The organism is Aquimarina mycalae, assembly GCF_029906345.1.
In the GTDB taxonomy this organism is placed as follows: Bacteria; Bacteroidota; Bacteroidia; order Flavobacteriales; family Flavobacteriaceae; genus Aquimarina.
Genome location: NZ_JARYGY010000002.1, coordinates 277,901 through 303,156, shown reverse-complemented (window position 1 = coordinate 303,156; position 25,256 = coordinate 277,901). Strand labels below are relative to the sequence as shown.

Here is a 25,256-nt window from a genome sequence, read left to right as displayed (position 1 = left end):
TCCAAAAGATTAAAACCAATTATCTATGAGTTTACAGGCAAAAGTAATGACCGCTATGAAAGAAGCAATGAAAGCTAAGGACACTAATGCTTTAACATCATTGCGAGCGATTAAATCTGCTATTTTATTAGCTCAGACAGAAAGTGGAGCTAAAGAAGAATTGACAGAAGATCAGGAATTGAAACTATTACAAAAGCAGGTAAAACAGCGTAAGGATAGTGCAGCTATTTTTACGGAACAAGGTAGAGATGATCTAGCGCAACCAGAATTGGATCAAGCTAAGGTAATCGAACAGTTTTTACCTGAGCAAATGAGTGAGGAAGAAATAGAAAAAATAATAGTCGATATTATTGCCAAAACTGGTGCTGCAGGTATGAAAGATATGGGCAAAGTAATGGGAATGGCTTCTGGTCAATTAGCAGGTAAAGCAGATGGAAAAACAATTTCTACCATTGTAAAAAGTAAATTATCATAAGTAAAAAACATCGTTCTTCTCTTTCTTAAGAAGGATTGGAGATGTGAATAGGCCGCGTGGCGCAACTGAATAGCGCATCAGATTTCGGCTCTGAGGGTTGGGGGTTTGAATCCCTTCGCGGTCACTATAATTAAAGAACCACACTAACAATGTGGTTCTTTGTTTTTCGAAAAAAACAAAACTTTATAATTTTCTATTCACAATAAGGAATGTTAAGGTATCAACTAAGTTAATCTGGTTTTCAAGGAAGTTGACTTTCTTCTTTGAAACTTAGGAAGTTATTATTTTTGAAATACGCAAATTTTTAAGTGCTATAGAGAATCTTTGTTTAAAATACTTATTATCAGAAGGTAATAGTATATTCACTTCTTGTCATAAAATAATGTAAACATCGTCCCTTTCTCTTTTATAAATATAAGATAATTGGTATTTCTATTCTATATTTGTTCAATACAGTTAATATATTATCGTTTTATACTGTAATCTTAGCCTTCTGACTTTAAGATGATTTTATTAATAAATTACCATAACCATGACTCATAAAATCAATACGCATTTTCTGCTATTATTTCTATTCTTACTAACCACTATACATGCCCAAGAAAAAGCAGTTCCAGTATTTAAGGATGGCGAAGCGCAAATAGTAGAAGCTTTTAATACACCAGATAAATGGATTCGTCATGACCTATGGGTACCTACGGAATTTGATACTGATGGAGATGGAAAACTAGACAGAATGCATGTTGCTGTAACTCGCCCATATCAAACAGAAACAGAAGATTTGAAACTACCTGTTGTTTATGTTTCTAGCCCATATTTTGCAGGAGTCGCGGCTAATATTGAAGGATTGTTTTGGGATGTGCATCATGAGATCGGAGCACAACCAAAACCGAGAACACATACAGAAGTTATTCGTAGAGGTAAAAGACCTATTATTTCTAATTCACATATAAATAAATGGATTCCAAGAGGATATATTGTGGTACATTCTTCTTCTCCAGGCACGGGATTATCACAAGGAGCTCCTACAGTAGGAGGTGATAATGAATCGTTAGCTCCAAAAGCAGTAATTGATTGGCTATGTGGTCGTATTGATGGGTATACAGATCCAGTGGGAATAAATAAGGTCAGTGCTTATTGGTCCTCAGGAAAAGTAGGAATGACAGGGACTTCATATAATGGAACTATTCCATTAGCTGCTGCGACTACTGGAGTCAAAGGATTAGAAGCGATTATTCCTATTGCGCCAAACACTTCGTATTATCATTATTATAGATCTAATGGTTTAGTTCGTTCTCCTGGAGGGTATCTAGGAGAGGATATAGATGTGCTGTACGATTTTATTCATAGTGGAGATGAGTCAAAGCGACCTTATAATAATAAAACGGTAAGAGATACAGAGATGAAAAATGGTATGGACAGAATTACTGGCGATTATAATGACTTTTGGGCTGGTCGAGATTACCTGAACGATATGAAACCTATGAAAGCTGCTTTATTGATGTCCCATGGATTTAATGACTGGAATGTAATGCCCGAGCATAGTTATAGAATTTATAAGAAAGCAAAAGAAATGAGTATTCCATCTCAGATTTATTATCATCAAGATGGTCATGGTGGTCCTCCACCTATTACAATGATGAACAGATGGTTTACAAGATACTTACATGGCATAGAAAATGGCGTAGAAAAAGATGCTCGTGCTTGGATTGTTCGTGAGAATGATGCTAAAGATAATCCTATAGCATATAAGGAGTATCCTAATCCAGATGCGTCAGACATAATTCTTTTTCCTAATGTTGGGGGCTTGACAGCAGGTATACTAAGTACTATAAAGCCTACTGAACAAGGGGTGGAGAGATTAATTGATGATTATACATTCTCAGGTGATTCATTAGCGATGTTACAGACATCTAATCATCGCTTGCTCTATACTACTCCAAAATTAACTCAAGATGTCCATATATCTGGAATTGCCAAAGTAAAAATAAAACTAGCAAGTAGTAAGCCTGCTGCCAATCTTTCAATTTGGTTGGTTTCTTTACCTTGGAAAAAAAATGTATCAAAAATTACTGATAATGTAATTACTCGTGGTTGGGCAGATCCACAAAATTATAAGTCTTTAACCCAAAGTGAACTTTTAAAACCAGGCTCATTCTATGAGATGTCTTTTGATTTACAACCAGATGATCAAGTCATTAAAAAAGGACAACAAATTGGAGTGATGATTTTTTCCAGCGATAATAAATTCACATTATTACCAAAACCAGGAACTGAGCTTACTATTGATCTAGATGAAACGTCTATTACTATTCCCGTTATTGGAGGGTTAAAAACATTTAAAGAGGCAATAAAGCAATAACAACTTTGTAAAGCTGTTATTCCTCCTTATTAAGAGACAGGATTAGAGTCCAGTCTCTTTCTTTTCCAAATAACAAAAATCGTAATGAGTAGCATTGCCTGTTTTCTATTTGCAAAGAGGAACGCGAAGGTATCAATATCAGTTAATCACTTTACAATTGTGGATGGATCACAAAAAATGTGGGTCATAAAGCGAGTTTCAAAAAAATGAAACTCGCTTCTTTATTTTATAGAAATGTTTGTTTCTTTTGTTAATTCTCGTGGTGGAGTTTTGTCAAGAAATATAAAATCATTAAAGAAAACCAAAACTTCAAGGTGCTTTTTAAAACGGAGAATTAAATACCACTATTAATTAATTCACTTTGTCTCATTTTCTGTAACTTTCAAAAAATTAAAAGCTGTAAAAATGAAAAGGTTATTGGATTCTCTTATTTATATAGTTGTGACCTTTGTTTTATTAGAAATCGTTTTACGGGTATGTTTTCCTATTCCAGAGTATTCTAATTTTAACCGAATCAATTATCAAATATTGGATAGAACAGATAATAAGCAAGGATACCTAAGAAATATTGAAATGCTTTGGAAGTCGACTTTAGATACTAATTATGCTTTTGTTCATGAATTTAACCAATATGGGTTTAGAGATAATTTAGAGTGGAAATCTGCAAAGACCAAGGGTGAAAAAAGGATCCTTTTTGTAGGTGATAGTTTTGTGGAAGGTATGATGAGTACAACCGAAAAAACCATACCTAACGCTTTTTCATCCTTAGCAGAAGAAAGAGGAGAAAAACTAGAGGTGTTTAACTGTGGTATGATGGGTATAGGGTTAAATGAATATATGAAATTTATCAAAGATGCTATACCTCTTTATAAACCAGATGAAGTTATCATGGTTTTATACTCAAATGATTTGCCTTTTCAGCGAGATTATGTTCCACAAGCAGTGCTAGAACCTGTAGAAAATAATCTATTTGACTTTCGTTTTTTAAAAATTATTGAACAAATTAAAACAGAAGATCCAATACCGTTTAAATTCAAGCCAGAACGAAGACCTTTTTACAAAGCTGTACCCGATGTTGGAAATCCTTGGACAACAAATGAAACCTTATTAAAAACAGAAGTAACACCTGTTATTGCTGATGCCATGAAAAAAGGTGATTTCAATTATTTTAGAACCAACTGGATCTTGGAAGAAGAGAAATTTTTAAAAGCCTCGATAAATATTGAAAGTAAGTTGCGATTTATTCGAGATTACTTGAAGAAATATAACACCAACCTTACTATCTTTTATATTCCAAGTCGTTCACAAGTTAGTAACTACTACTATCAGTTTGAAAAACAAGCCTGCGTAACAAAATGTCCTGATTATATTGATTTAACAACTCCAGTATATCAGAAGCATGCAAAAATCATTGCACAAGATTGTAAAAAATTAGAAATAGGTTATCTAGATTTTACCGAATTGATAAGGGCAAAAGAGTCCTCTAGAAACCATTTATATTGGAACTACGATGATCATATGAGAGGAAATAGTTATGTGATGCTTGGTAGAGAGATGTATAATTTCTGGAAATCCAACGCTACTGAATAAGAAATAGTTGCGATATTATAGAGTTTAACTATCGATGCGCATTTTTATAATTCTAAATGCTTTTATTAGCATTGGTTGTAGCTCCATATGTTTTGTAATGTGGTGGTTGGTTGTGTTAGGCAAGAGTTACTGCTTCAATTTGTGATTAGGTCATTTACTTTATTTTTAAAAGACCGTATTTTAGAATACAATAAATAGCGTGAACTCCGTCTTTCCATCCAATTTTCTTTCCTTCATCATAGGTTCTTCCGTAATACGAAATCCCTACTTCATATATTCTAATTTTGGGAATCCTAGAAATTTTGACAGTTACTTCTGGCTCGAAACCAAATCTTTTTTCTTTTAAGTCTAGGTTTTTTATAATGTCCGATCTGAATAGTTTATAACATGTTTCCATGTCAGTTAAATTCAAATTTGTAAACATATTTGACAAAGTGGTTAAAAATTTATTTCCAATAGAATGCCAAAAAAACAAAATTCTATGTGGATTGCTGCCCATAAACCTTGAACCATAGACTACATCCGCGAATCCGCTTATAACAGGCTTTAATAAGTCATTATATTCAGATGGATCATATTCTAAATCTGCATCTTGGATTATCATATATTCACCTGTAGCATTTTTAATTCCAGTATGCAAGGCAGCTCCCTTACCCTTATTGGTTTCGTGCTCAAAATATTGAATGTTTAACTCCTTGTTATTCCCGATATAACCCTGAATTGATTCTTTCGAATTATCTTTAGAACAATCATTTACAATTATAATCTCTTTTTCTATTTGATTTATTAATTGAACAGCTTTAATCTTTTCCAGTATTAAATGAATGGTAGCTGATTCATTGTATACAGGAATTATTATGGAGAGTTTTTTTATCATTAATTATTTTGCTTAGGTATTAATGCAACGCTAGCTAGATAAGATAAGAAGTTTATGTTTTTTATCATTAGTATTTGGTTGTTGCACGAATTTATGAAAAAAGATTCTTTATGACTCGTATGGAGGTATTTTGTTTATTTAAATATATCAGATCTCTACCCAATTGATAAATTCGTCTTTTAATGTATAATTCTATAAATCAATAATCAATACTAAACAATATTTTCCTAAGTTTGAGGATATAATTTATAGAGATAACATCTCTTGTATTAATACAATTTTGTCTAACCAGTTGTAATTAATAATAAAATGAACTACCGTAGAATCAACATCTTTAATGCACAATTTCTACATTTATTTTATTTGTGAAAAGTAGTCTGCCATATCTATTATTAATTATCCTGTGTCTATTGACTTATGGGAATACATTATTTAACAATTATGTATTAGACGATCACGCTATTATTGTTAATCATCAGCACGTTCAGAAAGGCTTTGATGGGATACCTGAAATTTTGACAACCAATTACCTTAATGGAGTGCAAGGTTTTAATGATGGTTTGTATCGACCTTTATCCCCTCTTTTATTTGCTGTTCAAAACGAAATAAATCCTAATGATCCATTTATTGGGCATTTTTGTAACCTGTTATTTGCTATTCTAATTTCAATCGTGATGTACCATCTGTTGATGCTTGTCTTTCAGGCTTCTTCAAAAATAGCATTGGGCTTAAGTATGGTGTTTTTAGTAATTCCTATTCATACAGAAGTTGTAGCGAATATTAAAAGTAGCGATGAGTTATTAGCGTTGTTGTTTGTTTTATTGAGTGTCTTGTTTTTTGGGAAGTATGTAAAAGAAAATAGATTGTCGGATCTAATTATTGGTGGGGCCTCTTTTTTTATCGCCTTGTTTTCAAAAGAAAGTGCATTTGTTTTTGTGCTAATATTGCCAATGGTTTTATACTGGTTAAATCAAAGTAAAAAGAGACAAACTATTACTGTTTTGGGGATAACCGCATTTCTAGGAAGTTGTTTCTTACTCATTAGAAACTTTGTGTTGAATGCGATGCCAAATAAAGTGAATGAGGGAACATTATCAGTTTTAAACAATTCTATTCTTTCTACCGATATTTATACAGAAAAACTAGGTACTGCGCTTTGGATGCAAGTGCTATATATTACCAAAACGATTATTCCTTACTCGTTACAACATGACTATTCTTTTGCTACAATAGAAATCATTTCTCTATGGAGTATAAAAGGAATATCAGGAGTGATTTTAATCGTTCTAATGGGATATTTTACTTGGAAATTTCGAAAAACTTCACTATTGATTAGTGTTGGAATAATCTGGTATTTTGGTGCCTTACTAATTGTTTCTAATCTGTTTTTTGCGATAGGAGCTACTTTTGCTGAACGTTTTGTTTTTACCCCATCTTTTGGACTGATTTTAGTAGTGTTGGGCATTATTAACTATTATAAAGTAAGTGAAAACATAAGTAAAAGAACTAGCTATTTGTTTGCATTGGTATTAGCTGTTTTTTCATTAATCAGTATTCATAGAAACTTTGATTGGAAAGACAATTTTACGCTGTATGCTGCCGATTATCATAAACTAGAAAATAGTGCAAGAGGTAATTATAATTATGGAACCGAATGCAAGGAAAAAAGCTATGTATCGGTAAAGCCCAGTGACAAAAATTATTATTTTAAACAGTCGGTAACCGCATTAAAAAGAGCTATTGAGATATATCCATCGTATTGGGATGCATATAATAATTTGGCAACACTATATCAAGATAATCAGCGATTTACTGAAGCGATTCCTGTCTTGGAAAAATTAATATTAGAAAAACCTAGTTATGAAAAGGGATGGTATAACTTAGGTGTTTGTTATTTTAATATGAAAGATTATAGACGTGCATTCCAAACCTTTAATTCGTTTAATGATTTGAACAGTAACAACGCTAATGTTTGGTATTATAGTGGGATGTGTAAAGGATATCAAAATGATTTTTCTGAGGCTATTCGTTTATTAAATAAAAGTGTTTTAATTGAATCCAATCACCAAGATGCATTATTAATGCTTGGAAAAGCTCATGGAATTCAGGGTGATTATGTAAAATCTAAATATTATTTAGAACACCTCTTAACAATCAATCCCAATCATCAAGAGGCACTCAACAGCTTAAGTGCAACTAATAATAATATTAAATCTCAACAAGGAGTACAATGAAAAAATACTGGAAAGATGTAATCATTGTTATTTCCGTTTTTCTATTGTATGGAAACACCATCAATCACGGTTTTGTACTAGATGATTTTTCTGTCATTGTAGAAAATAGATTTGTTAAAAGCGGAACGGACGGGATAGCTGATATATTTGCCTCACATTACAGAAAAGGATACTGGAATAATGCTGGTGATTTGTATCGACCATTAGTATTGACAAGTTTTGCTTTAGAATACGAGTTGTCCGATGGAAATCCTTTTATTCATCATATCATAAACCTGATTATATACTCCCTTATAGGATTGCTCTTATTTCGTCTACTTTCTAATTGGTTTAGTAAAGAGCATAGTTATCTACCATTGATTATTACATTGTTGTTTCTTTTTCATCCTATTCATACCGAGGTTGTAGCGAATATCAAAAGTAGAGATGAACTGTTTAGCTTTCTTTTTATATTAGGATCACTGCTTTCATTTTCTAAATACATAAAAACCAATCATTTTAGATTCGCAATTTTAATGAGTTGTAGTTTTTTATTGGCTCTTTTATCAAAAGAAAGTAGTGTGGTATTTATAGGTGTCATTCCATTGGTAGGATATTTTTTTCATCAAATAAAAAGGAAGGAAACAATAAGAATTATTGCTTTATTAAGCGTGCCGTTAATTATCTTTTTGATATTACGAGCAAATGCCTTAACAGATCAAGTTAAAGCAGTTCCCGTTACCTTATCATTTCTAACAGAAAATCCAATAAATGAAGTTCTTAAAGCAGGTTATCATTTGCTACTCTATATTTATAAATTAATAGTCCCTTTTTCCTTATCAAGTCAGTATCCTGAGTTTTATAATGGCCTTAGTGCTAATGTCCTCATTGTGGGTACAATAGGGCTAGTCGTTCATGTATTTCTACTTTATTATGGTATAAAATGGTTTTTACAAAAAAGAATAATGGGTTTTATTATTCTTTTATATTTAATAACAACAGTATTACATTCCAATTTACTATTGGTAATCGGGACTCATTTTGGTGAGCGATTGTTGTTCACGCCTTCTGTATTCTTTTGTATTTTATTAGGCATAGGTCTGGTTAAGATTTTAAAAAATAAAACCCAACATGTTGTTTTAGGTATTATTCTTTCATTGTATGCAATCACTGTAATTGTTCGTAATGCAGACTGGAAATCAAATAGTTCTTTATATGCCGCAGATGTAGCTAAACAACCTCAAAGCGCAATGCTAAATTATTGGCATTCTCTGGAATTGACAAATTCAAATAACTTAGCCTCTATAGACGTAAACCAAAGAAATAAATCATTGAATGAAGCCTTGTTTTACTTAACAAAAGCGATCGATTTAAAACCGAATTTTGGTGATGCAGAAGCACAAATTGGACTTGTTTATTACAAATTAAATAAACCAAACGAAGCGCTTCCTTATTTTAAAAAGGCTATTGCACAAGGTAGAGGAAGTGTACAAACCTTGAATAATATTGCTGCTATTTATTTTGGTCAAAATAATTTCAAAGAAGCAAAGCTATACTATGAACAAGCTGTTACTTCTGATCCTTATTACAAAGATGCATGGGGAAACTTAGGGGTTACTTATGCCCAACTAAATGATTTGCCAAATGCTGAACGTGCCTTTTTAAAAGCTATTGAACTTTCTCCTAATAATGGACAGTTTTATTTCTATATGGGTATGACATTGAATGAGATAGGAAGAACAACAGAGGCAATTCCATATTTTGAAAAAGCTTTTGAATTAGACCCTGGTTTAAAGAAATAAGGATTCGCCTGATACATTATATAGAAGTTTTTCCTCTTGCAAGTTTAGTTTATAGAGTCTAATGTCTGGGCATTTTACGGAATACCATTTTAACAGTTCCTCCTTTTTTAAAAAGAGATGCAATTCCATCCGTAATAACGAAAAGAGGAAAACTTAACCAATGAAATAATTTTTGTGAAAAAAGATGGGTAGTACTGAACTCTTTAGTGTAATCTTTATTTCCTTTTAGGTGTTCATAGAGAATTTCTCGTTTAGGTAAGATCACATTCAAAATACTTTGTTGTACACCAAAAGGGCTAAATTGAGGTGAAAAATAATGTTCTGAGGTTATTTGCCATCCCAGTTTAGAGAGTTCTTTCTTTAAAATTTTTGGAGGAAATAAGTTAAGGTGCTTTGGAGGATCCAGATGTAACCAGTTTCCTTTAAATATTTGTGCTTGCCAGCTATTTATATTTGGAATTTCTATTTGTAAGATTGCATAAGACTTAGCGATCTTATCTATAATTCTAAGTGTTTCCTTTGGATTGTCTAGATGCTCAAAAACATGAGTCAATACAATCGCATCAAATTTTTCTAGAGAATAGGTGTTTTCTTCTAAAACACCTATGTGTAATTGAATTTTGGGATGTTGTGACGCTCTTTCAGCTGACCTTCCCTTAAGTTCAATTCCGTGCAGCTCAACATCTTTTTGCTTCCCAAGGTTTACTAGAAAACTCCCATTACCGCATCCAATATCGAGTACACAGGCCTTATTGGGTAGTTTGCTAGCAAATGCTTTTGAATTTTGTTGTCTAAACCATTCTACTACCTTTTCTACTGTTGGATTAAATTTATCCTCTCCTACACCATAATAGTGATCATCATAAGCCTGTATTAATTGATCAACTGTAGGCTGAGGATTCAAAAAGTAAATACCACAATCATTACAAGAATATAATTGATGCCTAGCATCAAATATATCTTTGAAAGAACTCCATTTTTGATGATTTGAAGACTTACAGTAGATACATTTTGACATAGTTTAGACTAAAATTTAGTATACCAATAATACAACTTTTTAACAAAAAGGCTTTTCAGCAAACAAAAGATCATTAGTTTTATAGTTGTATATAACTTGACAACGATTTTAAAAGAACGAATGATAAAAGGAAAAAAAATTATTGTAATACTTCCAGCGTATAACGCAGAGAAAACACTGGAAAAAGTATACAATGAAATTCCGTTTGATATTGTAGATGAGGTTGTATTGGTAGATGATCAAAGTACTGACGCAACCCTTAATGTCGCTAAAAAACTCAACATAAAAAATGTTATTCAACATTCAAAAAATAAAGGATATGGCGGAAATCAAAAAACTTGTTATGATAAAGCGATAGCATTAAAAGCTGATATTATTGTTATGTTACATCCTGATTATCAATATACCCCAAAACTGATGCATTCGATGTGCTATTTAATTGTTAATGATCTCTATGATGTTGTGTTGGGCTCTAGAATTCTAGGAAATGGAGCCTTAGAAGGAGGAATGCCTTTCTATAAATATGTATCCAATAGAATTCTTACGTTTTTCCAAAATATAATGATGGGGCAAAAACTATCAGAATATCATACAGGATATCGAGTTTTTGACACTAAGGTGTTGAAGAGTATTAATTATTCTAAAAATTCGAATGATTTTGTTTTTGATAATCAAGCACTTGCTCAGATTTGTTTTTTAAATTTTAGAATTGCAGAAATTACGTGTCCTACAAAATATTTTGAAGATGCTTCTTCAATTAATTTAAAAAGGAGTATTATTTACGGTTTGGGAGTAATTAAAACATCTTGCACTTATTTTTTAGCAAAACGTTTTAAAATTAAATTTGAGCTATTTCAAAAAAATGAATTTTAACCAGTATTAAATAAGTGACAACCAAAGTAAATTAAACAACTTTGTTTCTATGCAACTTACGCTATATAAGGTATCCAATACAAAAGTCTTCTTTTTATTTCTAGTACTTGGATTGCTTCTTTACGGCAACACGCTATCACATGATTTTGTATTAGATGACGCTATAGTTATAGGAGATAACGAAATTACAAAGAAAGGTTTTTCTGGTATTTGGGATCAATTATGCAATGATCAATTTGTTGGGTTTTACGGACAGAAAAAAGCTCTGGTTTCTGGAGGCAGATATCGTCCATTATCCATGGTAGTATTCAATATTCAATATGGTTTTTTTGGAGAAAGTGCCTTTGTTGGTCACCTTACCAATCTCCTGTTTTATGTGCTCAATGGTTTCTTGTTGTATTTAGTACTGAGTAAATTATTCTCAAAATATGACTTTAAAGAACAATGGATTTCTTTTCCATTATTAGCAAGTTTACTCTGGTTTTTCCATCCGATTCACACAGAAGTAGTAGCTAACATTAAAGGTTTAGATGAGATTATGGCTTTTTCATTCGAATTGCTCACGCTTTTATTGTTTTTGCGCTATTTAGAGACCAAGAAAATAAGCCTTTTGTTTGTTTCAGCTGCTTTCTATTTTTTAGCATTACTTTCCAAAGAAAACGCGATTACATGGTTGGCGTTATTTCCTATAATCGTCTTTTTGTTTACAAAACATCCCATTAAAAAAATTGGGATACCATACGGTGTATTATTCAGTATAGCTGTTCTGTGGTTTTACATTCGATTGCAAGTTGTTGGTGGTGGAATTTCGGATGTAGCTGATAACATTATGAACGATCCTTTTTTGGAATCTACTGTTTCAGAAAAATATGCTACCATTATGTATACGTTGGGAAAATACATTCAATTACTAATTTTTCCTCATCCATTAACGTATGATTATTACCCAAAACATATTCCTATAGTTACTTGGAGCCATCCATACGTTATGCTGTCTTTGGTAGTTTATATCGCTCTTATCTTTTTTGCAATAAAAGGTTTTTTAAAAAAGAAATTATACAGTTTTTCTATATTAATTTTTCTTATCACCTTAAGCATTGCATCAAACATTGTTTTTCCAATTGGAGCTTTTATGAATGAACGTTTTGTCTATGTTTCATCCGTAGGGATTTCAATTATGATTGCCTTTTGGTTTTGTAAATATTATCACACGACAAAAAGAACAAAGCTTTTTAATAGTTTGTTAATCGTTCTTTTTTGCTTGTATGCTATTAAAACGATCAGTCGAAATCCAGTATGGAAAAATAACTATACACTCTCAATAAATGATGCCAATATTTCAGTTAATGGAGCAAAAAGCAATGTAATGGCTGGTGGAATTCTTTCTGAGAAAGCAGAAAAGTTAACGGATACATTAGAAAAGCAAGCGATGTTAAAAGAGTCAGTTTTTTATTTAGATAGAGCAATTCAGATTTATCCAGAATATATAGACGCATTAATTTTAATGGGAAATGCTCAATGGAATCTAACCAAAGACTCTGGAAAAACAATTCCATATTATCGGCAAATACTTTCTATCAATCCCAATCACGATAAAACTTGGAGGAATATCTTTTTTGTTCTTGAACAAGAAAAGAATGTCGATGCTCGTATTCAAACCTATTTAACACTTCTAAAAGACAATCCATCAAAGGTTAATTTATACCTGTTTATTGGTCTAGCTTATGGAAAAGATAAAAACGACTTGATACATGCGCAAAAATATCTGGAACAAGGATTGACACTTGATCCTAACAATTATGATATATTAACTCAACTTGGGACCTTGTATGGTTTACAAGGAAGAATTAAAAAATCAGACGAAGTGTTAGAAAGGGCACGTCTATTAAAACCAAAAAACTAGCGTAAAAATAAGTTGGTGCTTATTTATTTTAGAATGAATTTTTCTGTAAATAAATGAAGTTAATGGATTCAAAACTATTACTTTTACGTTTAAACACAAATCAAAATCACTACAGAAAACAAAAACATACGATACTTTTATCTAATCCTTTTTTTTGTGGCAATCGGAGTGTATGTAAACACCTTTACTCATGGATTTGTATTAGACGATGATGTTGTATTTTTAAAAAACAGCCATGTCCAAGAAGGAGTTTCTGCCATCCCAAAAATAGTAACACATGGTTTTCTTTATGGTTTTAACCAAAAGAATGACCAGTCGTATAGACCTTTTGTGCTAATTAATTTTGCGATTGAGAAATCAGTTTTTGGAAATAATCCAAAAGTATTACACGGTTTAAATGCTTTCTATTATGGGATATTGGCCTGCCTTCTTTTTTGGTTTTTGCATGTGTTATTTAAAAGAAAAAAACCATGGCTAGTTTTTTGGATTAGCTTACTTTTTGTCCTTCATCCAATTCATACAGAGGTGGTTGCTAACATAAAAGGGAGAGATGAAATTTTCCATGCCATCTTTTTGATACTCAGCTTTATATTTGCCTTAAAATATATAGACAGTCCGAAAATAAAAAATGTATTTATTTCGCTGATCACCTATTTTATCGCTCTGTTATGCAAAGAAATGGCGGTAACATATATTGCTTTATTGCCTCTAACAATTTGGATGTTTAGGAGTGTGAAAATTAAGAAACTAAGCATTTTTACCATCTATTTTATAGGCGTTTTATGCTTCTATTTTATTTTAAGAAATGCAATATTGGATACTGTAACCTTTGAAGAGAGCATGAGCGTTATGAATAACGGATTAGCAGCAGCTACAAACTATCCAGATCAGCTGGCTACTAATTTCTCCATCTTTGGTAATTACATCAAACTTCTCTTTTTTCCGCATCCATTGACCTGGGATTATTCTTTTCCTCATTTCCCAATCCAATCTTTTACCAATCCAATTGTTATTTTGATTGTTGTGGTTCTTATTATTCTCACTGTTCTTTCGATACGAGGACTTCGATCAAAAAACAAGTTGGCCTATTGTTTTCTGTTTTTTATAATATCGTTCTCAATCGTATCTAATTTTTTCATTCTAATTGGCGCTACCCTTGGAGAGCGTTTTCTTTTCTTTCCTTCAATTGCATTTTGTATTTTCCTGGTTCTTTTATTAGAAAAAATAATAAGATTATTAAAACTGAAAAAAGACACGGCTGTTTTAACCACATTAGTTTTATCAGTGGCTGTTTTATATGCTTTTAAAACGATTGATAGGAATAAAGATTGGGTCAATAATGAACAACTTTTTATTTCGGGAGCAGTAGCTACCCCAAATAACTCCAGAGCAGTGTTAGCTTTAGGTTCTATCTACAGAGAGAGGGCAGAACGAAGTAATACACAACAAGAACAAATCAATAATTATTTAAAAGCCATAGAACAATACAATAAAAGTATAGTGCTGTACCCTAAAAATACAGAAGCTCATTATAACCTTGGTGTTATCTATATGAATACCAATCAAAACGATAAAGCTAAAGAAGCGTTTAAAGCTGCAGTTTCGATTGATTCAAACTATATAAGTGCGTTGAATAATTTGGGTTTTATAGCGATTAGAGAATCAAATTATAGTGAAGCTGAACGCATGTTTTTAAGGTGTTTAGAAATAAATGAATCGTTTCAAGACGCTCATGCCAATTTAGGAGTGGTGTATCATAATATAGGAAGTCGACAAAAAGCAGAAGAATATTATAAATCAGCGTTAGCACTAGATCCCAACGATGTAACTACTAAAACCAATTTGAAACTACTAATTGGACCTGCTGATTAGTCAAATATGAAAATTATGAGTTTACTTATTTTTTCTGTTTCATCAGTTAACTGCCTTTGTGCAAGGTATCAGATAGATAATGGAAACACAATAGTAGCGTTTAGAGGTAATCCTCGTAGCATTAAACTCCACAATGTGGATTAAATTTTTAGTGATTGGAAGCAACTACAATTAAATGGATTGATCGAAGAATAGGAACAGTAGTTTGTAGGATCTTAAGTTTTTACAACCGATTGACCTCGAATTCAAAAACTAATTCTCCTACCAAAAAGATACTATTTATAAAACTGATTGAGCAAGGAGCAAGTTTGCTTGCTTATTCTGCTTTAAAAGAAGCTGTTAACAAAGTAGGGAAAGAACATGTTTACTTTTTAGTTTTTGAAGAAAATAAGCCAATTTTAAGTTTTCTAAATATTTTAAAAGACGAGAATATTATCGTGATCAGAAAAGATAACTTCAGCATCTTTTTAGTAGATACAATTAAAGCCCTCCTTTATATCAAAAAGAGAAGAATTGATAGTTGCATCGATATGGAGTTTTTCTCTAGGGCCTCTGCCATTTTAGCTTTTTTAAGTGGGGCCAAAAAAAGAGTTGGTTTGTTTAGTTTTACCAGCGAACATCCTTATCGAGGTAGTTTGATCACCCATAAAATTCATTACAATCCATACGTCCATGTTTCTCAGTATTATCTAATGTTAGTAAGAGCATTAGAAGAAAAAGCAGTTAATGAACCACTATTAAAGCGACCCATTGCTGATTTTGAAACGATCAGCCCTAGAGTTAAAATTGAAGAACAACATATTGCCCGTATTAAACAACTACTTGGTGCTGAGAATTTAACCCGTAAATTGATTATTTTAAATCCAAATGCAAGCGACATGCTTCCTTTAAGAAAATGGGAGACGGAAAAATTCAAGGATTTGGCGCTATTAATTCATGAAAAATATAACAATGCTTTAATTGTATTTACTGGAATTGAAAAAGAGCGATCTGCTATAGAAAGTCTAATGAGTTCTTTAGGAAAAACTTCCTGCATGAACCTGGCAGGAAAGACCAGTTTACAAGAATTAATGGCGTTATATCAACTTTCTAGTTTAGTAATCACCAATGATAGCGGTCCTGCACATTTTGCCTCGATGTTCGACACATCAATCATTGTTCTTTTTGGCCCAGAAACTCCTCAACTCTTTGCTCCATTGGGTAAAAACATTCAGGTAGTCTATAAAAATCTTGCCTGTAGTCCTTGTGTCAATGTGTTTAATCATCGTTTTTCGCCTTGTACCAATAACATTTGTATGCAAGAGATTACCGTTGATGATGTATTTCATAAAGTGATAAAAGTATTATAATTGTGTAGCGATTGGTTATGATTTAGAAGGTACCTATATATATATTATTGATATGTAAGTTGCTGATAAAGTGTGTTTTATACGAAAACCAAATAAAAAGTTAAAATAGAGCGCCCAATTATTAAATAATATCCTTAAAAATAATTACATTTATGCATAATAGTATATTTTGTTCACTATTATTAGGCATAAACCAAACAACTATGAAAAAACTACTACTTATTTGTGCTATTCTCTTTTTAGGAAACATCTTATCAGCTCAAACACTGCTATGGACGGAAGATTTTGAAACAGACGGAGAAGGTCCTAGATATAATTCAAACACTTTTAATACTGGTAATTCCGATTATTTCACAAGATATTCTGATGGTGGCGCCCCGCTTATGACTAATGACCCTACAGGAGAGAGTGGTACTTTTTACTGGGTAGGTGAGGATTGTGATAATGCTTCAGGCGGAACAGGAATTCTTACATTAAATTCAATAAGTATATTAGGTTATACTTCTTCAGAAATTAAAGTGCTCTTGGCTATTGGTCGTGATGGCGGTGACCGTTTTGAAATTGATGATGAACTTTTATTTCAATACAATATTGATGGATTAGGTTGGGTTACATTTGGAGCTTTTTATGGAGGATTTGGAGGATTTGGTAGTTCAAGTCCAACTCAAGATATTAATTTAGACGGAATTCCTGATGGACCAAACGTATTAACTATTCCTTTCCAAGAATTCACGTTTCCTATACCAGCTACAGGGAATAATATGCAGATCCGTTTTATTATGGGACAGAATGGCGGAACTGAAGAATTAGCTGTAGATAATATTCGTGTTTTTGGAATAAGCTCAACTCCCGTAGGAGTTGCTATTACTTCTCAAACAAATGTTGCTTGTAACGGTGAGTCAACTGGATCGCTAACCGCTACAACAACTCCTGGGGAGGCTAACTATACTTATACATGGTCTAACGGGGCTGCAACTTCCAATACTTCATCTTTAACCAATACGATAACGGGACTTTCTGCAGGAACATATACAGTAACAGTTACTGATAATACTGGTGGAACAGCTACTGCTTCATCTGCTATTACCCAACCAACTGCGGTAGTAGCTGCTGCAACTGTTACCTCATCTCTTAATTGTAATGGAGATACTGATGGAGAACTTACTGCCTCTGCTACTGGAGGAACCATGCCATATACGTATTCATGGAATACAGGGGAGACGTCTGCCATAGAAAATGGATTAGGAGCGGCAACATATACGGTAACTATTACAGATGCTAACGGTTGTACGGATACTGAAATGGCTACTATCACAGAACCTGTTACCTTAGTCGCTGCTACTACAGTGGATTCTAATGTAAGTTGTAATGGATTTAGTGATGGTGCTACAACAGCTTCTGCTACTGGTGGTACCATGCCTTATACGTATGTTTGGAATACTGGAGCAACCAACGCTACTAATACTGGATTAATGGCCAGCACATATACAGTAACCATTACGGATGCTAATGGTTGTACGGATACTGAAATGGCTACTATCACAGAACCTGTTACCTTAGTCGCTGCTACTACAGTGGATGCTAATGTAAGTTGTAATGGACTTAGTGATGGTGCTACAACAGCTTCTGCTACTGGTGGTACCATGCCTTATACGTATGTTTGGAATACTGGAGCAACCAACGCTACTAATACTGGATTAGTGGCCAGCACATATACAGTAACCATTACGGATGCTAATGGTTGTACGGATACAGAAATGGCTACTATCACAGAACCTGTTACCTTAGTAGCTGGCACTACTGTGGATGCTAATGTAAGTTGTAATGGACTTAGTGATGGTGCTACAACAGCTTCTGCTACTGGTGGTACAATGCCTTATACATATTCATGGAATACAGGTGGTACATCAGCCCAAGAAACAGGTTTAGCAGCAGGAACATATACTGTAACTATTACAGATGCTAACGGATGTACTGATGATGCATCAACTAGTGTTACTGAACCAGCTGTCATAGTAGCTGCTGCTTCGGTTGATAATAATATTTCTTGTAATGGAGATACAGACGGACAAATAACAGGATCTGGTACTGGTGGTACGATGCCTTATACTTATCAATGGAGTAACGGAGCAACAACAGCTTCTACTACTGGATTGGCAGCAGGAACATATACAAAACTATTACGGATGCTAACGGATGTACGGATGAAGAATCAACTAGTGTTACTGAACCAGCTGTCATAGTAGCTGCTGCTTTAGTGGACTCTAATGCAAGTTGTAATGGAGATACAGACGGACAAATAACAGGATCTGGTACTGGTGGTACCATGCCTTATACTTATCAATGGAGTAACGGAGCAACAACAGCTTCTACTACTGGATTGGCAGCAGGAACATATACAATAACTATTACGGATGCTAACGGATGTACGGATGACGCATCAACTAGTGTTACTGAGCCAACAGCTGTAGTAGCTGCTGCTTTAGTGGACTCTAATGCAAGTTGTAATGGAGATACAGACGGACAAATAACAGGATCTGGTGCTGGTGGTACCATGCCTTATACATATTCTTGGAGTAACGGGGCAACAACAGCTTCTACTACTGGATTGGCAGCAGGAACATATACAATAACTATTACGGATGCTAACGGATGTACGGATGACGCATCAACCACGGTTACTGAACCAACAGCTGTAGTAGCTGCTGCTTTAGTGGACTCTAATGCAAGTTGTAATGGAGATACAGACGGACAAATAACAGGATCTGGTACTGGTGGTACCATGCCTTATACATATTCTTGGAGTAACGGAGCAACAACAGCTTCTACTACTGGATTGGCAGCAGGAACATATACAGTGACTATTACAGATGCTAACGGATGTACTGATGACGCATCAACTAGTGTTACTGAGCCAACAGCTGTAGTAGCTGCTGCTTTAGTGGACTCTAATGCAAGTTGTAATGGAGATACAGACGGACAAATAACAGGATCTGGTGCTGGTGGTACCATGCCTTATACATATTCTTGGAGTAACGGAGCAACAACAGCTTCTACTGCTGGATTGTCAGCAGGAACATATACAATAACTATTACGGATGCTAACGGTTGTACTGATGAAGAATCAACCACGGTTACGGAACCAGCTGCCTTAGTTGCTGCTACTGTTGTTGATGCTAATCAAACCCCTGGAGCTTCAGATGGAGCAGCAACAGGATCGGCATCAGGAGGAACAATGCCTTATACGTATTTATGGAGTAATGGAGGAACAACAGCTTCTATTACTGGATTAACAGCAGGAACCTATACCGTAAGTGTTACCGACAACAATGGTTGTGGTCCTGATACTTCTGAGGCTACCATTATTGAAGACCCTCTATTATCAATAGATGATTTAACAGACCAGATAGTTGTAAACATATACCCTAATCCTGTAAGAGATCATATTACCTTAAGTTTTGATAAGAATACGCAGGCTCAAATACAAATAATTGATCTTTTAGGAAAGGTGATAACAACAGAAAAAGTAAATAGTCAAATAATTAATATGAGTGTATCTCATTTAACATCTGGAATTTATTTTGTAAAAATAGAAGACAATCAAAACACGGGGATTTATAGAATTATAAAAGAATAACTCCTTCAAATACTGAGTGCCCTTAAAATAGGTTAACAGTTTTTAAATAATTATATCAAACCTGTGAAGTTATCTTTACAGGTTTTTTCTTGTCATTTTTTAAGATACCATGAACAACTACAATCGCAACATGGATGTTCACTCTAATGCATAGAGGATATTAGACATTATAAGCTATAGTGGTTATCAGATGTTTTTTTGCTTAGAAAAATTTCGCTTATTTTAAAAAGTGCTTGTCGATAATGTTACAAATGCAATGTTCAATGAATAAATGAACTTCTTGTATCCTAGAGGTGTGTTTTGAAAAAACAATAATGTTTTTATCACAGATATCATTCATAAGACCACCATCATTCCCGCTTAAGCCTACAACAAAACATTTTCTATCTTTTGCAACTTTTAACGCTTTAATTACATTTTTACTTTGACCGCTAGTACTTATACCAATTACTACATCTTTTTCTGATGCGAAAGCTTCTAATTGGCGAGAAAAGACTTCATCATATGAATAATCATTGCTAATGGATGTAAGAGTAGAGGTATCTGTAGTTAGGGCTATGGATGCTAAGGCTTTTCTTTGTTTATTACTAAAACTACCTACTAATTCTGCTGCCATATGTTGTGCATCTGCTGCACTACCGCCATTGCCGAAAATGATGATTTTTCCTCCTATCTCTAACCGTTTTATACATTCGTTAGCAATAAGTTTAATATCTTCTTTATATCTCGTAATGGTTTGCTCTAACACTTGAATGTGCTCATTCAAATTTTCAGATATCATTGTTTTATCTTATTTATTATTTCTGTGGTACTTTTCCCTTCTATAAATTCAATTAATTTTACTGTTCTAGCCAAGTCACTGCCTACTATTTCTTTATTTTCATAATCACCACCCTTTACTAAAACATCTGGTTCAATGGCTTTAATTAATTCATATGGTGTACTTTGATTAAAAAGGACAGTATAGTCAACTGATTTTAGAGCATTCAATAAATAAGTTCTGTCATATTCGGGATTAATAGGACGATTTTCTCCTTTTATTGTTTTGACTGATTGATCTGAATTTACACCTACGATTAAAACATCTCCTAATTGTTTTGCTCTTTCTAAGTACTTAATATGTCCTAAGTGTAGTATATCAAAGCAACCATTTGTAAAAACGATTTTCTTGTTTTCTTGTTTGAGTTTATCAACAATGGTTTTGATTTCTTTTCCCGTTTTTATGTGATGCTGTTTATTATTAATTTCATCAATTGAAGCTGTAGCCACACCAATTTTTCCAACAACAATTCCAGCCGCTAAATTTGCAAATTGGATAGCATCATCAATATGACAACCTTGTGTCAATTTATGAGCTATGGCAGCAATAACAGTATCTCCCGCTCCAGTTACATCATATACTTCTTTTACTTGAGTTGGAAATATTCTTAGTTCTTCATCAAAAACAGCTATACCTTCTTGACTGAGAGTAATTATAGAAATGGATAATTTATAAGTTGATTTAAGCTTGTAGATAGCAGATAATAAATTATTGTTATTTATAGTAATATTAGTTGCAATACTGGCTTCTTTTTTATTTGGAGTCAATAAATAAGCTCCTGTGTATTTTGAATAATCACTACCTTTAGGATCCACTAATACCTTGATTCCCTCTTTGTTTGCTATTTCGATAATTTTTGTCGTCAAATCCTCCGTTAAAACCCCTTTGCCGTAATCCGAAAGAACAACAATTTTATAGTTTTTAATAATATTTTTATAGATTTCCAGAATTTTGTCCGAACTGTTTTTATCAATGTCTTTTGTAATCTCTTTATCGTAACGTACAATCTGTTGATTTGAAGATATGATCCTGGTTTTTTTAGTAACCATTCTGTTGTTTTCAACAACTAGGTACTCTGAACGGATATTTTTCTCTTTCAATAATTCCCGTAGTATGGAAACATTATTGCAATTACCAATTACACTTATAAGATCAACATTGGCTTCAAAAGCTAATAGATTGTTAACTACATTACCTGCACCACCTAAAACCGATCTCTCCTCCGTTATGTTTACGATGGGAACTGGTGCTTCCGTTGATACTTTTTCAGTATCACCTATCAAATAGTTGTCAATTATAATGTCACCAATTACTAAAATTCTTTCCATTATTAATCTTCCCAATTAAATGTTTGCTTGATATATGGAATATACTCTTTAATACCCTGTTCTAAGCTATATTTTGGATTATAATCTAAAAACTTTTGACTCAAGCTGATGTCAGCTTTCGTATTCATCTGATATGCTGTATATGGGTTTTCAAAATATTCTATCTTTAAATTCGTTCTTAATTCTTGTTGCAAAATATCAGCAATATCTTTAAAACTACGATGGATACCACTCCCAATATTATAAATACCGGTTTTTTTTGCAAAGCACGCTAAGATATTAGCTTCAACAACATCTTTTATATAAACAAAATCTCGCATTATTTTATCAGACCCAGTGAATAAACGTGGAGATTTACCTGCTAAAATTTGATGTCCAAGTTGAATTACCATAGATGAAGTTTTATCCTTAAAGTATTCTCTTTCTCCATAAACATTAAAGAATTTAAGGCCTACAACATGCATGTTTTTATGTGTTTTAATATACCTGTAAGCAATTTGATCCATAGCATATTTAGAAAAACCATAAGGATTTTCTGGTGCGTCATCGCCAATCTTTTGAGGTGAGGGATTTAAACCATAGGTAGCAGCAGAGCTTGCATATATGATTTTTGCATCATTTTTTCTAGCAATCTCCAATATCGAATAAAAACTATTAACATTTGTTTTTATAATAATTTCTTGATTTTGGGCACGTGTATCCGAAATAGCTGCTTGATGAAAAATAAAATCTATTTTATAATCTTTAAGTATATTTAAGTCTTTTTCATTAGTGATATCTCCACAAATAATATCTCCTTTAAAACCGACTAAATTTTTATAATGCCCAAAACTCTTTAAATGATCGTTGACAAGAGTTTTTTCACTTCTAAATATATCGAAAATTATTATTTTACTATTTGGATAATTATTTTGTAAAAAAAAAGCAATATTAGAACCAATAAATCCAGCGCCTCCTGTTATCAGAATAGTTTTGTCATTAAAATCCGCATTCATTGTATTAATTGATATTTCATTTTATGATATAAAATTAGATAATTCTTTAATTGATGATAAAATAAATTTAGCCGAACTATTTTTTGCATCAACTTTGTGACCACTTTTAACTAGTATCGTGTTTTTGATACCAAAATTAAGAGCAGCTTCGATATCACTTTCTTTATCACCAATCATCCATGAGTTATTCTTGTCTATTTGATATTTATCATGTGCTGTATCAAACATGCCTGTTTTTGGTTTGCGACAAATACAATTATCTTCTGGCTTATGAGGACAATATAAAACATCTAAAATATGTATGCTATTAGTTTTAAATTCATCTAGCATCCAATTATTAATAATATTAAAATCTTGATGGTTATAATATCCCCTGCTAATTCCAGATTGGTTACTAACAATGATTAAATTAAAACCTTTGCTTTCTAAATATTTAAAACTATTAAAAACGCCATCTATAAATTCAAAATCTTCTATTTTATATACATAACCTTTGTCTTTATTGATAACACCATCTCTATCTATAAATACAGTTTTCATATTTGAAGTATTTATCGTGTCTCTCAAAATTAGAGGTATTGAAAGTATTATTGATATAAAAAATCACTTATTTCGAAAATAGTTTTATTTATTGGAGACTTTACTTTGTTAAAGTAAAATATTCTCTAGCACTTTTAGGGTTTCATAATACTTTGCATCGATGGATTTTTGTAATATGGATTTATTAGAGACGGTAATTACTAAAACAAGAAACAATTGCATTGAGAATAATTATACAAAAATAGTAAGAGAAGTAGAACTCAAATACTGAATAAGGTTTCGCATAGACTCTATGGTCTTCAGGTTATGAGTTTTGAATATTCGTCAGAAATATAAATTGAAATTCAACTAATAAACATTAAAATACAATTTTTAGAATAATAAGAAATAATTATCTGTAATTAATAACATTCCTTCGTGATAAAAATAAGAGACAAATCAAGTATTTACCTTTTTATTATTTTACCTTTCTTAACGTATTAGATTAAAGATAATCGCGATTAAACATCCATAAAGAATTATTATTGTTAACTGTAATAATATCAAAAATACTTTTTATGATTATTAAACATGAGTTCGATATTACTCAAAGAGAACGTATAGAAAGAAACAAGTTTCCTCCATTTTTTATCTTATTTACTGGATTATCTGGAGCAGGAAAAACTACTATTGCCAACAAACTAGAACAAAAACTATTTGATCTTGATATTTTATCCTACGTATTGGATGGAGATAATTTAAGAAATGGGATTAATAAAGATCTTTACTTTTCTGAACGTGATAGAAAAGAGAACTTAAGGAGAATGGCTGAGATCGCTAAACTTTTTATGGATGCTGGAATATTGGTTATAGGAGCATTCATAGCTCCATATATTGAAAGTAGAAATCAAATAAAATCTATTGTTGGAGCAGATAATTATGTTGAAGTTTTTGTAAATACAAGTTTAGAGACTTGTAAAAAAAGAGATGTAAAAGGTCTGTATGCAAAAGCCGAAAGAGGAGAAATTATTAATATGACAGGAGTTGATGCTCCTTATGAAACTCCTAAAAACCCAACTATAGAAATTACAGAAAAGGAAACCTTAGATGAGGCTGTTGAAATTATATTTAAAGCTATCTATCATCAACTCAAAATTTAATATATGTTTTCTAATCAATTTTAATCTGAGATGATATAGCTAAAAAAAAGCTGAAAAATTGGAGGTTAATTCCAAAATTCAGCCTTTTAGAGTATCGTTCAACTTGGTATGTGTAACATTCATATTTGCACAATATTTATTGATTCGTATGATAGGTATATCTTTTGTTTCCAGTAATGATATTACCTTCATAATCGTAGAACTGTGCAATATAATTAACAAACCTATTATATTGGGGAACTGCACTGTTTCTAGTTTTATCTCGTATGTTTTGTAAAGTTCTCATGATGATTAGTTTTTGATTAATTGATGAATAATTTGATTTTGGATTATCTATAACGTCTTTTGGCGTTCCAAATGCTTCCGTTAGTATTGTTTAATTTTTTAGTGATTTGATTGCTGTCTAAAGTTCTCATGATGATTAGTTTTTGATTGATTGATGAATAATTTGATTTTGGATTAT

At 32.5% G+C, this 25,256-nt stretch carries 20 protein-coding genes and 1 tRNA gene; 14 read left to right on the top strand and 7 right to left on the bottom strand.

Translation table 11 applies throughout. The features are described 5' to 3' along the window. Positions 1-25: 25 nt before the first annotated feature. The 4 genes from QBK95_RS05995 (at position 26) to QBK95_RS05980 (ending at position 4,427) form a co-directional block, all read left to right on the top strand. Positions 26-475: a GatB/YqeY domain-containing protein gene (locus QBK95_RS05995; protein WP_280931585.1), complete on the top strand. Its 450-nt coding sequence runs from the start codon at positions 26-28 to the stop codon at positions 473-475. Positions 476-525: 50 nt separating this feature from the next. Further along, a tRNA-Arg gene (locus QBK95_RS05990) sits at positions 526-599 on the top strand. Positions 600-1,007: 408 nt separating this feature from the next. Further along, complete coding sequence (locus QBK95_RS05985) at positions 1,008-2,837, top strand: Xaa-Pro dipeptidyl-peptidase (RefSeq protein WP_280931583.1); 1,830 nt, start codon at positions 1,008-1,010, stop codon at positions 2,835-2,837. 405 nt (positions 2,838-3,242) lie between these two features. Continuing rightward, positions 3,243-4,427 carry an SGNH/GDSL hydrolase family protein gene (locus QBK95_RS05980; RefSeq protein ID WP_280931581.1) on the top strand — a complete coding sequence of 395 codons (1,185 nt, stop codon included), beginning with the start codon at positions 3,243-3,245 and terminating at the stop codon, positions 4,425-4,427. Positions 4,428-4,581: 154 nt separating this feature from the next. Here the strand turns inward: QBK95_RS05980 and QBK95_RS05975 are convergent, their stop codons facing one another. Next, complete coding sequence (locus tag QBK95_RS05975) at positions 4,582-5,304, bottom strand: glycosyltransferase family 2 protein (protein WP_280931579.1); 723 nt, start codon at positions 5,302-5,304, stop codon at positions 4,582-4,584. 365 nt (positions 5,305-5,669) lie between these two features. Between QBK95_RS05975 and QBK95_RS05970 the strand changes: the two genes are divergently transcribed. Together QBK95_RS05970 and QBK95_RS05965 are read left to right on the top strand one after the other, a co-directional pair. Next, positions 5,670-7,538, top strand: coding sequence for a tetratricopeptide repeat protein (locus tag QBK95_RS05970; protein WP_280931577.1), 1,869 nt, complete (start codon positions 5,670-5,672; stop codon positions 7,536-7,538). Next, positions 7,535-9,319 (top strand): tetratricopeptide repeat protein, encoded by a 1,785-nt coding sequence (locus QBK95_RS05965; RefSeq protein ID WP_280931575.1) that lies wholly within the window; start codon positions 7,535-7,537, stop codon positions 9,317-9,319. Before QBK95_RS05970 ends, QBK95_RS05965 begins: the two co-directional genes overlap by 4 nt. 58 nt (positions 9,320-9,377) lie before the next feature. Here the strand turns inward: QBK95_RS05965 and QBK95_RS05960 are convergent, their stop codons facing one another. After that, complete coding sequence (locus QBK95_RS05960) at positions 9,378-10,337, bottom strand: class I SAM-dependent methyltransferase (RefSeq protein ID WP_280931574.1); 960 nt, start codon at positions 10,335-10,337, stop codon at positions 9,378-9,380. A gap of 120 nt (positions 10,338-10,457) precedes the next feature. Here QBK95_RS05960 and QBK95_RS05955 point away from each other — a divergent pair, with 120 nt between their 5' ends. From QBK95_RS05955 to QBK95_RS05925, 7 genes are all read left to right on the top strand, one after another. Further along, positions 10,458-11,210 (top strand): glycosyltransferase family 2 protein, encoded by a 753-nt coding sequence (locus QBK95_RS05955; RefSeq protein WP_280931572.1) that lies wholly within the window; start codon positions 10,458-10,460, stop codon positions 11,208-11,210. A gap of 49 nt (positions 11,211-11,259) precedes the next feature. After that, positions 11,260-13,113 carry a tetratricopeptide repeat protein gene (locus QBK95_RS05950; protein WP_280931570.1) on the top strand — a complete coding sequence of 618 codons (1,854 nt, stop codon included), beginning with the start codon at positions 11,260-11,262 and terminating at the stop codon, positions 13,111-13,113. Positions 13,114-13,269: 156 nt separating this feature from the next. Continuing rightward, complete coding sequence (locus tag QBK95_RS05945) at positions 13,270-14,985, top strand: tetratricopeptide repeat protein (RefSeq protein ID WP_280931568.1); 1,716 nt, start codon at positions 13,270-13,272, stop codon at positions 14,983-14,985. A gap of 15 nt (positions 14,986-15,000) precedes the next feature. Further along, on the top strand, positions 15,001-15,129 hold the full coding sequence (locus QBK95_RS05940; protein ID WP_280931565.1) for a hypothetical protein: 129 nt from the start codon (positions 15,001-15,003) through the stop codon (positions 15,127-15,129). Positions 15,130-15,140: 11 nt separating this feature from the next. Continuing rightward, on the top strand, positions 15,141-16,334 hold the full coding sequence (locus QBK95_RS05935; RefSeq protein ID WP_280931563.1) for a glycosyltransferase family 9 protein: 1,194 nt from the start codon (positions 15,141-15,143) through the stop codon (positions 16,332-16,334). Positions 16,335-16,537: 203 nt separating this feature from the next. After that, positions 16,538-18,577, top strand: a complete 2,040-nt coding sequence (locus QBK95_RS05930; protein WP_280931561.1) for a SprB repeat-containing protein — start codon at positions 16,538-16,540, stop codon at positions 18,575-18,577. A gap of 14 nt (positions 18,578-18,591) precedes the next feature. Next, a complete protein-coding gene (locus tag QBK95_RS05925; RefSeq protein ID WP_280931559.1) occupies positions 18,592-19,971 on the top strand; it encodes a T9SS type A sorting domain-containing protein in 1,380 nt (459 codons plus the stop codon). A 217-nt stretch (positions 19,972-20,188) separates the two neighbouring features. Here the strand turns inward: QBK95_RS05925 and QBK95_RS05920 are convergent, their stop codons facing one another. From QBK95_RS05920 to gmhB, 4 genes are read right to left on the bottom strand one after another with little or no spacing between them, the layout of a single operon-like run. Next, a complete protein-coding gene (locus tag QBK95_RS05920; protein ID WP_280931557.1) occupies positions 20,189-20,752 on the bottom strand; it encodes an SIS domain-containing protein in 564 nt (187 codons plus the stop codon). Then, entirely contained in the window at positions 20,749-22,119 is a 1,371-nt protein-coding gene (gene rfaE1 / locus QBK95_RS05915; RefSeq protein WP_280931555.1) for a D-glycero-beta-D-manno-heptose-7-phosphate kinase, read from the bottom strand. Before rfaE1 ends, QBK95_RS05920 begins: the two co-directional genes overlap by 4 nt. Before the next feature lie 2 nt (positions 22,120-22,121). Continuing rightward, entirely contained in the window at positions 22,122-23,114 is a 993-nt protein-coding gene (gene rfaD / locus QBK95_RS05910; RefSeq protein WP_280931553.1) for an ADP-glyceromanno-heptose 6-epimerase, read from the bottom strand. A gap of 21 nt (positions 23,115-23,135) precedes the next feature. Continuing rightward, the gene (gene gmhB, locus QBK95_RS05905) at positions 23,136-23,654 is read right to left on the bottom strand and encodes a D-glycero-beta-D-manno-heptose 1,7-bisphosphate 7-phosphatase (RefSeq protein WP_280931552.1); all 519 of its coding nucleotides are present in this window, start codon (positions 23,652-23,654) and stop codon (positions 23,136-23,138) included. A gap of 557 nt (positions 23,655-24,211) precedes the next feature. On the opposite strand from gmhB, the gene cysC reads away from it, so the two are divergent. Beyond that, positions 24,212-24,793 carry an adenylyl-sulfate kinase gene (cysC, locus tag QBK95_RS05900; protein ID WP_348637323.1) on the top strand — a complete coding sequence of 194 codons (582 nt, stop codon included), beginning with the start codon at positions 24,212-24,214 and terminating at the stop codon, positions 24,791-24,793. Positions 24,794-24,929: 136 nt separating this feature from the next. Here the strand turns inward: cysC and QBK95_RS05895 are convergent, their stop codons facing one another. Next, positions 24,930-25,079 carry a hypothetical protein gene (locus QBK95_RS05895; protein ID WP_280931551.1) on the bottom strand — a complete coding sequence of 50 codons (150 nt, stop codon included), beginning with the start codon at positions 25,077-25,079 and terminating at the stop codon, positions 24,930-24,932. Between the last annotated feature and the right edge of the window lie 177 nt (positions 25,080-25,256).

Excerpts from the sequence above, each read along its gene's own strand:
- QBK95_RS05995 (WP_280931585.1), top strand. The coding sequence starts at position 26 with ATGAGTTTACAGGCAAAAGTAATGACCGCTATGAAAGAAGCAATGAAA.
- QBK95_RS05985 (WP_280931583.1), top strand. The coding sequence starts at position 1,008 with ATGACTCATAAAATCAATACGCATTTTCTGCTATTATTTCTATTCTTA.
- QBK95_RS05980 (WP_280931581.1), top strand. The coding sequence starts at position 3,243 with ATGAAAAGGTTATTGGATTCTCTTATTTATATAGTTGTGACCTTTGTT.
- QBK95_RS05975 (WP_280931579.1), bottom strand. The coding sequence starts at position 5,304 with ATGATAAAAAAACTCTCCATAATAATTCCTGTATACAATGAATCAGCT.
- QBK95_RS05965 (WP_280931575.1), top strand. The coding sequence starts at position 7,535 with ATGAAAAAATACTGGAAAGATGTAATCATTGTTATTTCCGTTTTTCTA.
- QBK95_RS05960 (WP_280931574.1), bottom strand. The coding sequence starts at position 10,337 with ATGTCAAAATGTATCTACTGTAAGTCTTCAAATCATCAAAAATGGAGT.
- QBK95_RS05955 (WP_280931572.1), top strand. The coding sequence starts at position 10,458 with ATGATAAAAGGAAAAAAAATTATTGTAATACTTCCAGCGTATAACGCA.
- QBK95_RS05950 (WP_280931570.1), top strand. The coding sequence starts at position 11,260 with ATGCAACTTACGCTATATAAGGTATCCAATACAAAAGTCTTCTTTTTA.
- QBK95_RS05940 (WP_280931565.1), top strand. The coding sequence starts at position 15,001 with ATGAGTTTACTTATTTTTTCTGTTTCATCAGTTAACTGCCTTTGTGCA.
- QBK95_RS05930 (WP_280931561.1), top strand. The coding sequence starts at position 16,538 with ATGAAAAAACTACTACTTATTTGTGCTATTCTCTTTTTAGGAAACATC.
- QBK95_RS05920 (WP_280931557.1), bottom strand. The coding sequence starts at position 20,752 with ATGATATCTGAAAATTTGAATGAGCACATTCAAGTGTTAGAGCAAACC.
- rfaE1 (WP_280931555.1), bottom strand. The coding sequence starts at position 22,119 with ATGGAAAGAATTTTAGTAATTGGTGACATTATAATTGACAACTATTTG.
- rfaD (WP_280931553.1), bottom strand. The coding sequence starts at position 23,114 with ATGAATGCGGATTTTAATGACAAAACTATTCTGATAACAGGAGGCGCT.
- gmhB (WP_280931552.1), bottom strand. The coding sequence starts at position 23,654 with ATGAAAACTGTATTTATAGATAGAGATGGTGTTATCAATAAAGACAAA.
- cysC (WP_348637323.1), top strand. The coding sequence starts at position 24,212 with ATGATTATTAAACATGAGTTCGATATTACTCAAAGAGAACGTATAGAA.
- QBK95_RS05895 (WP_280931551.1), bottom strand. The coding sequence starts at position 25,079 with ATGAGAACTTTACAAAACATACGAGATAAAACTAGAAACAGTGCAGTT.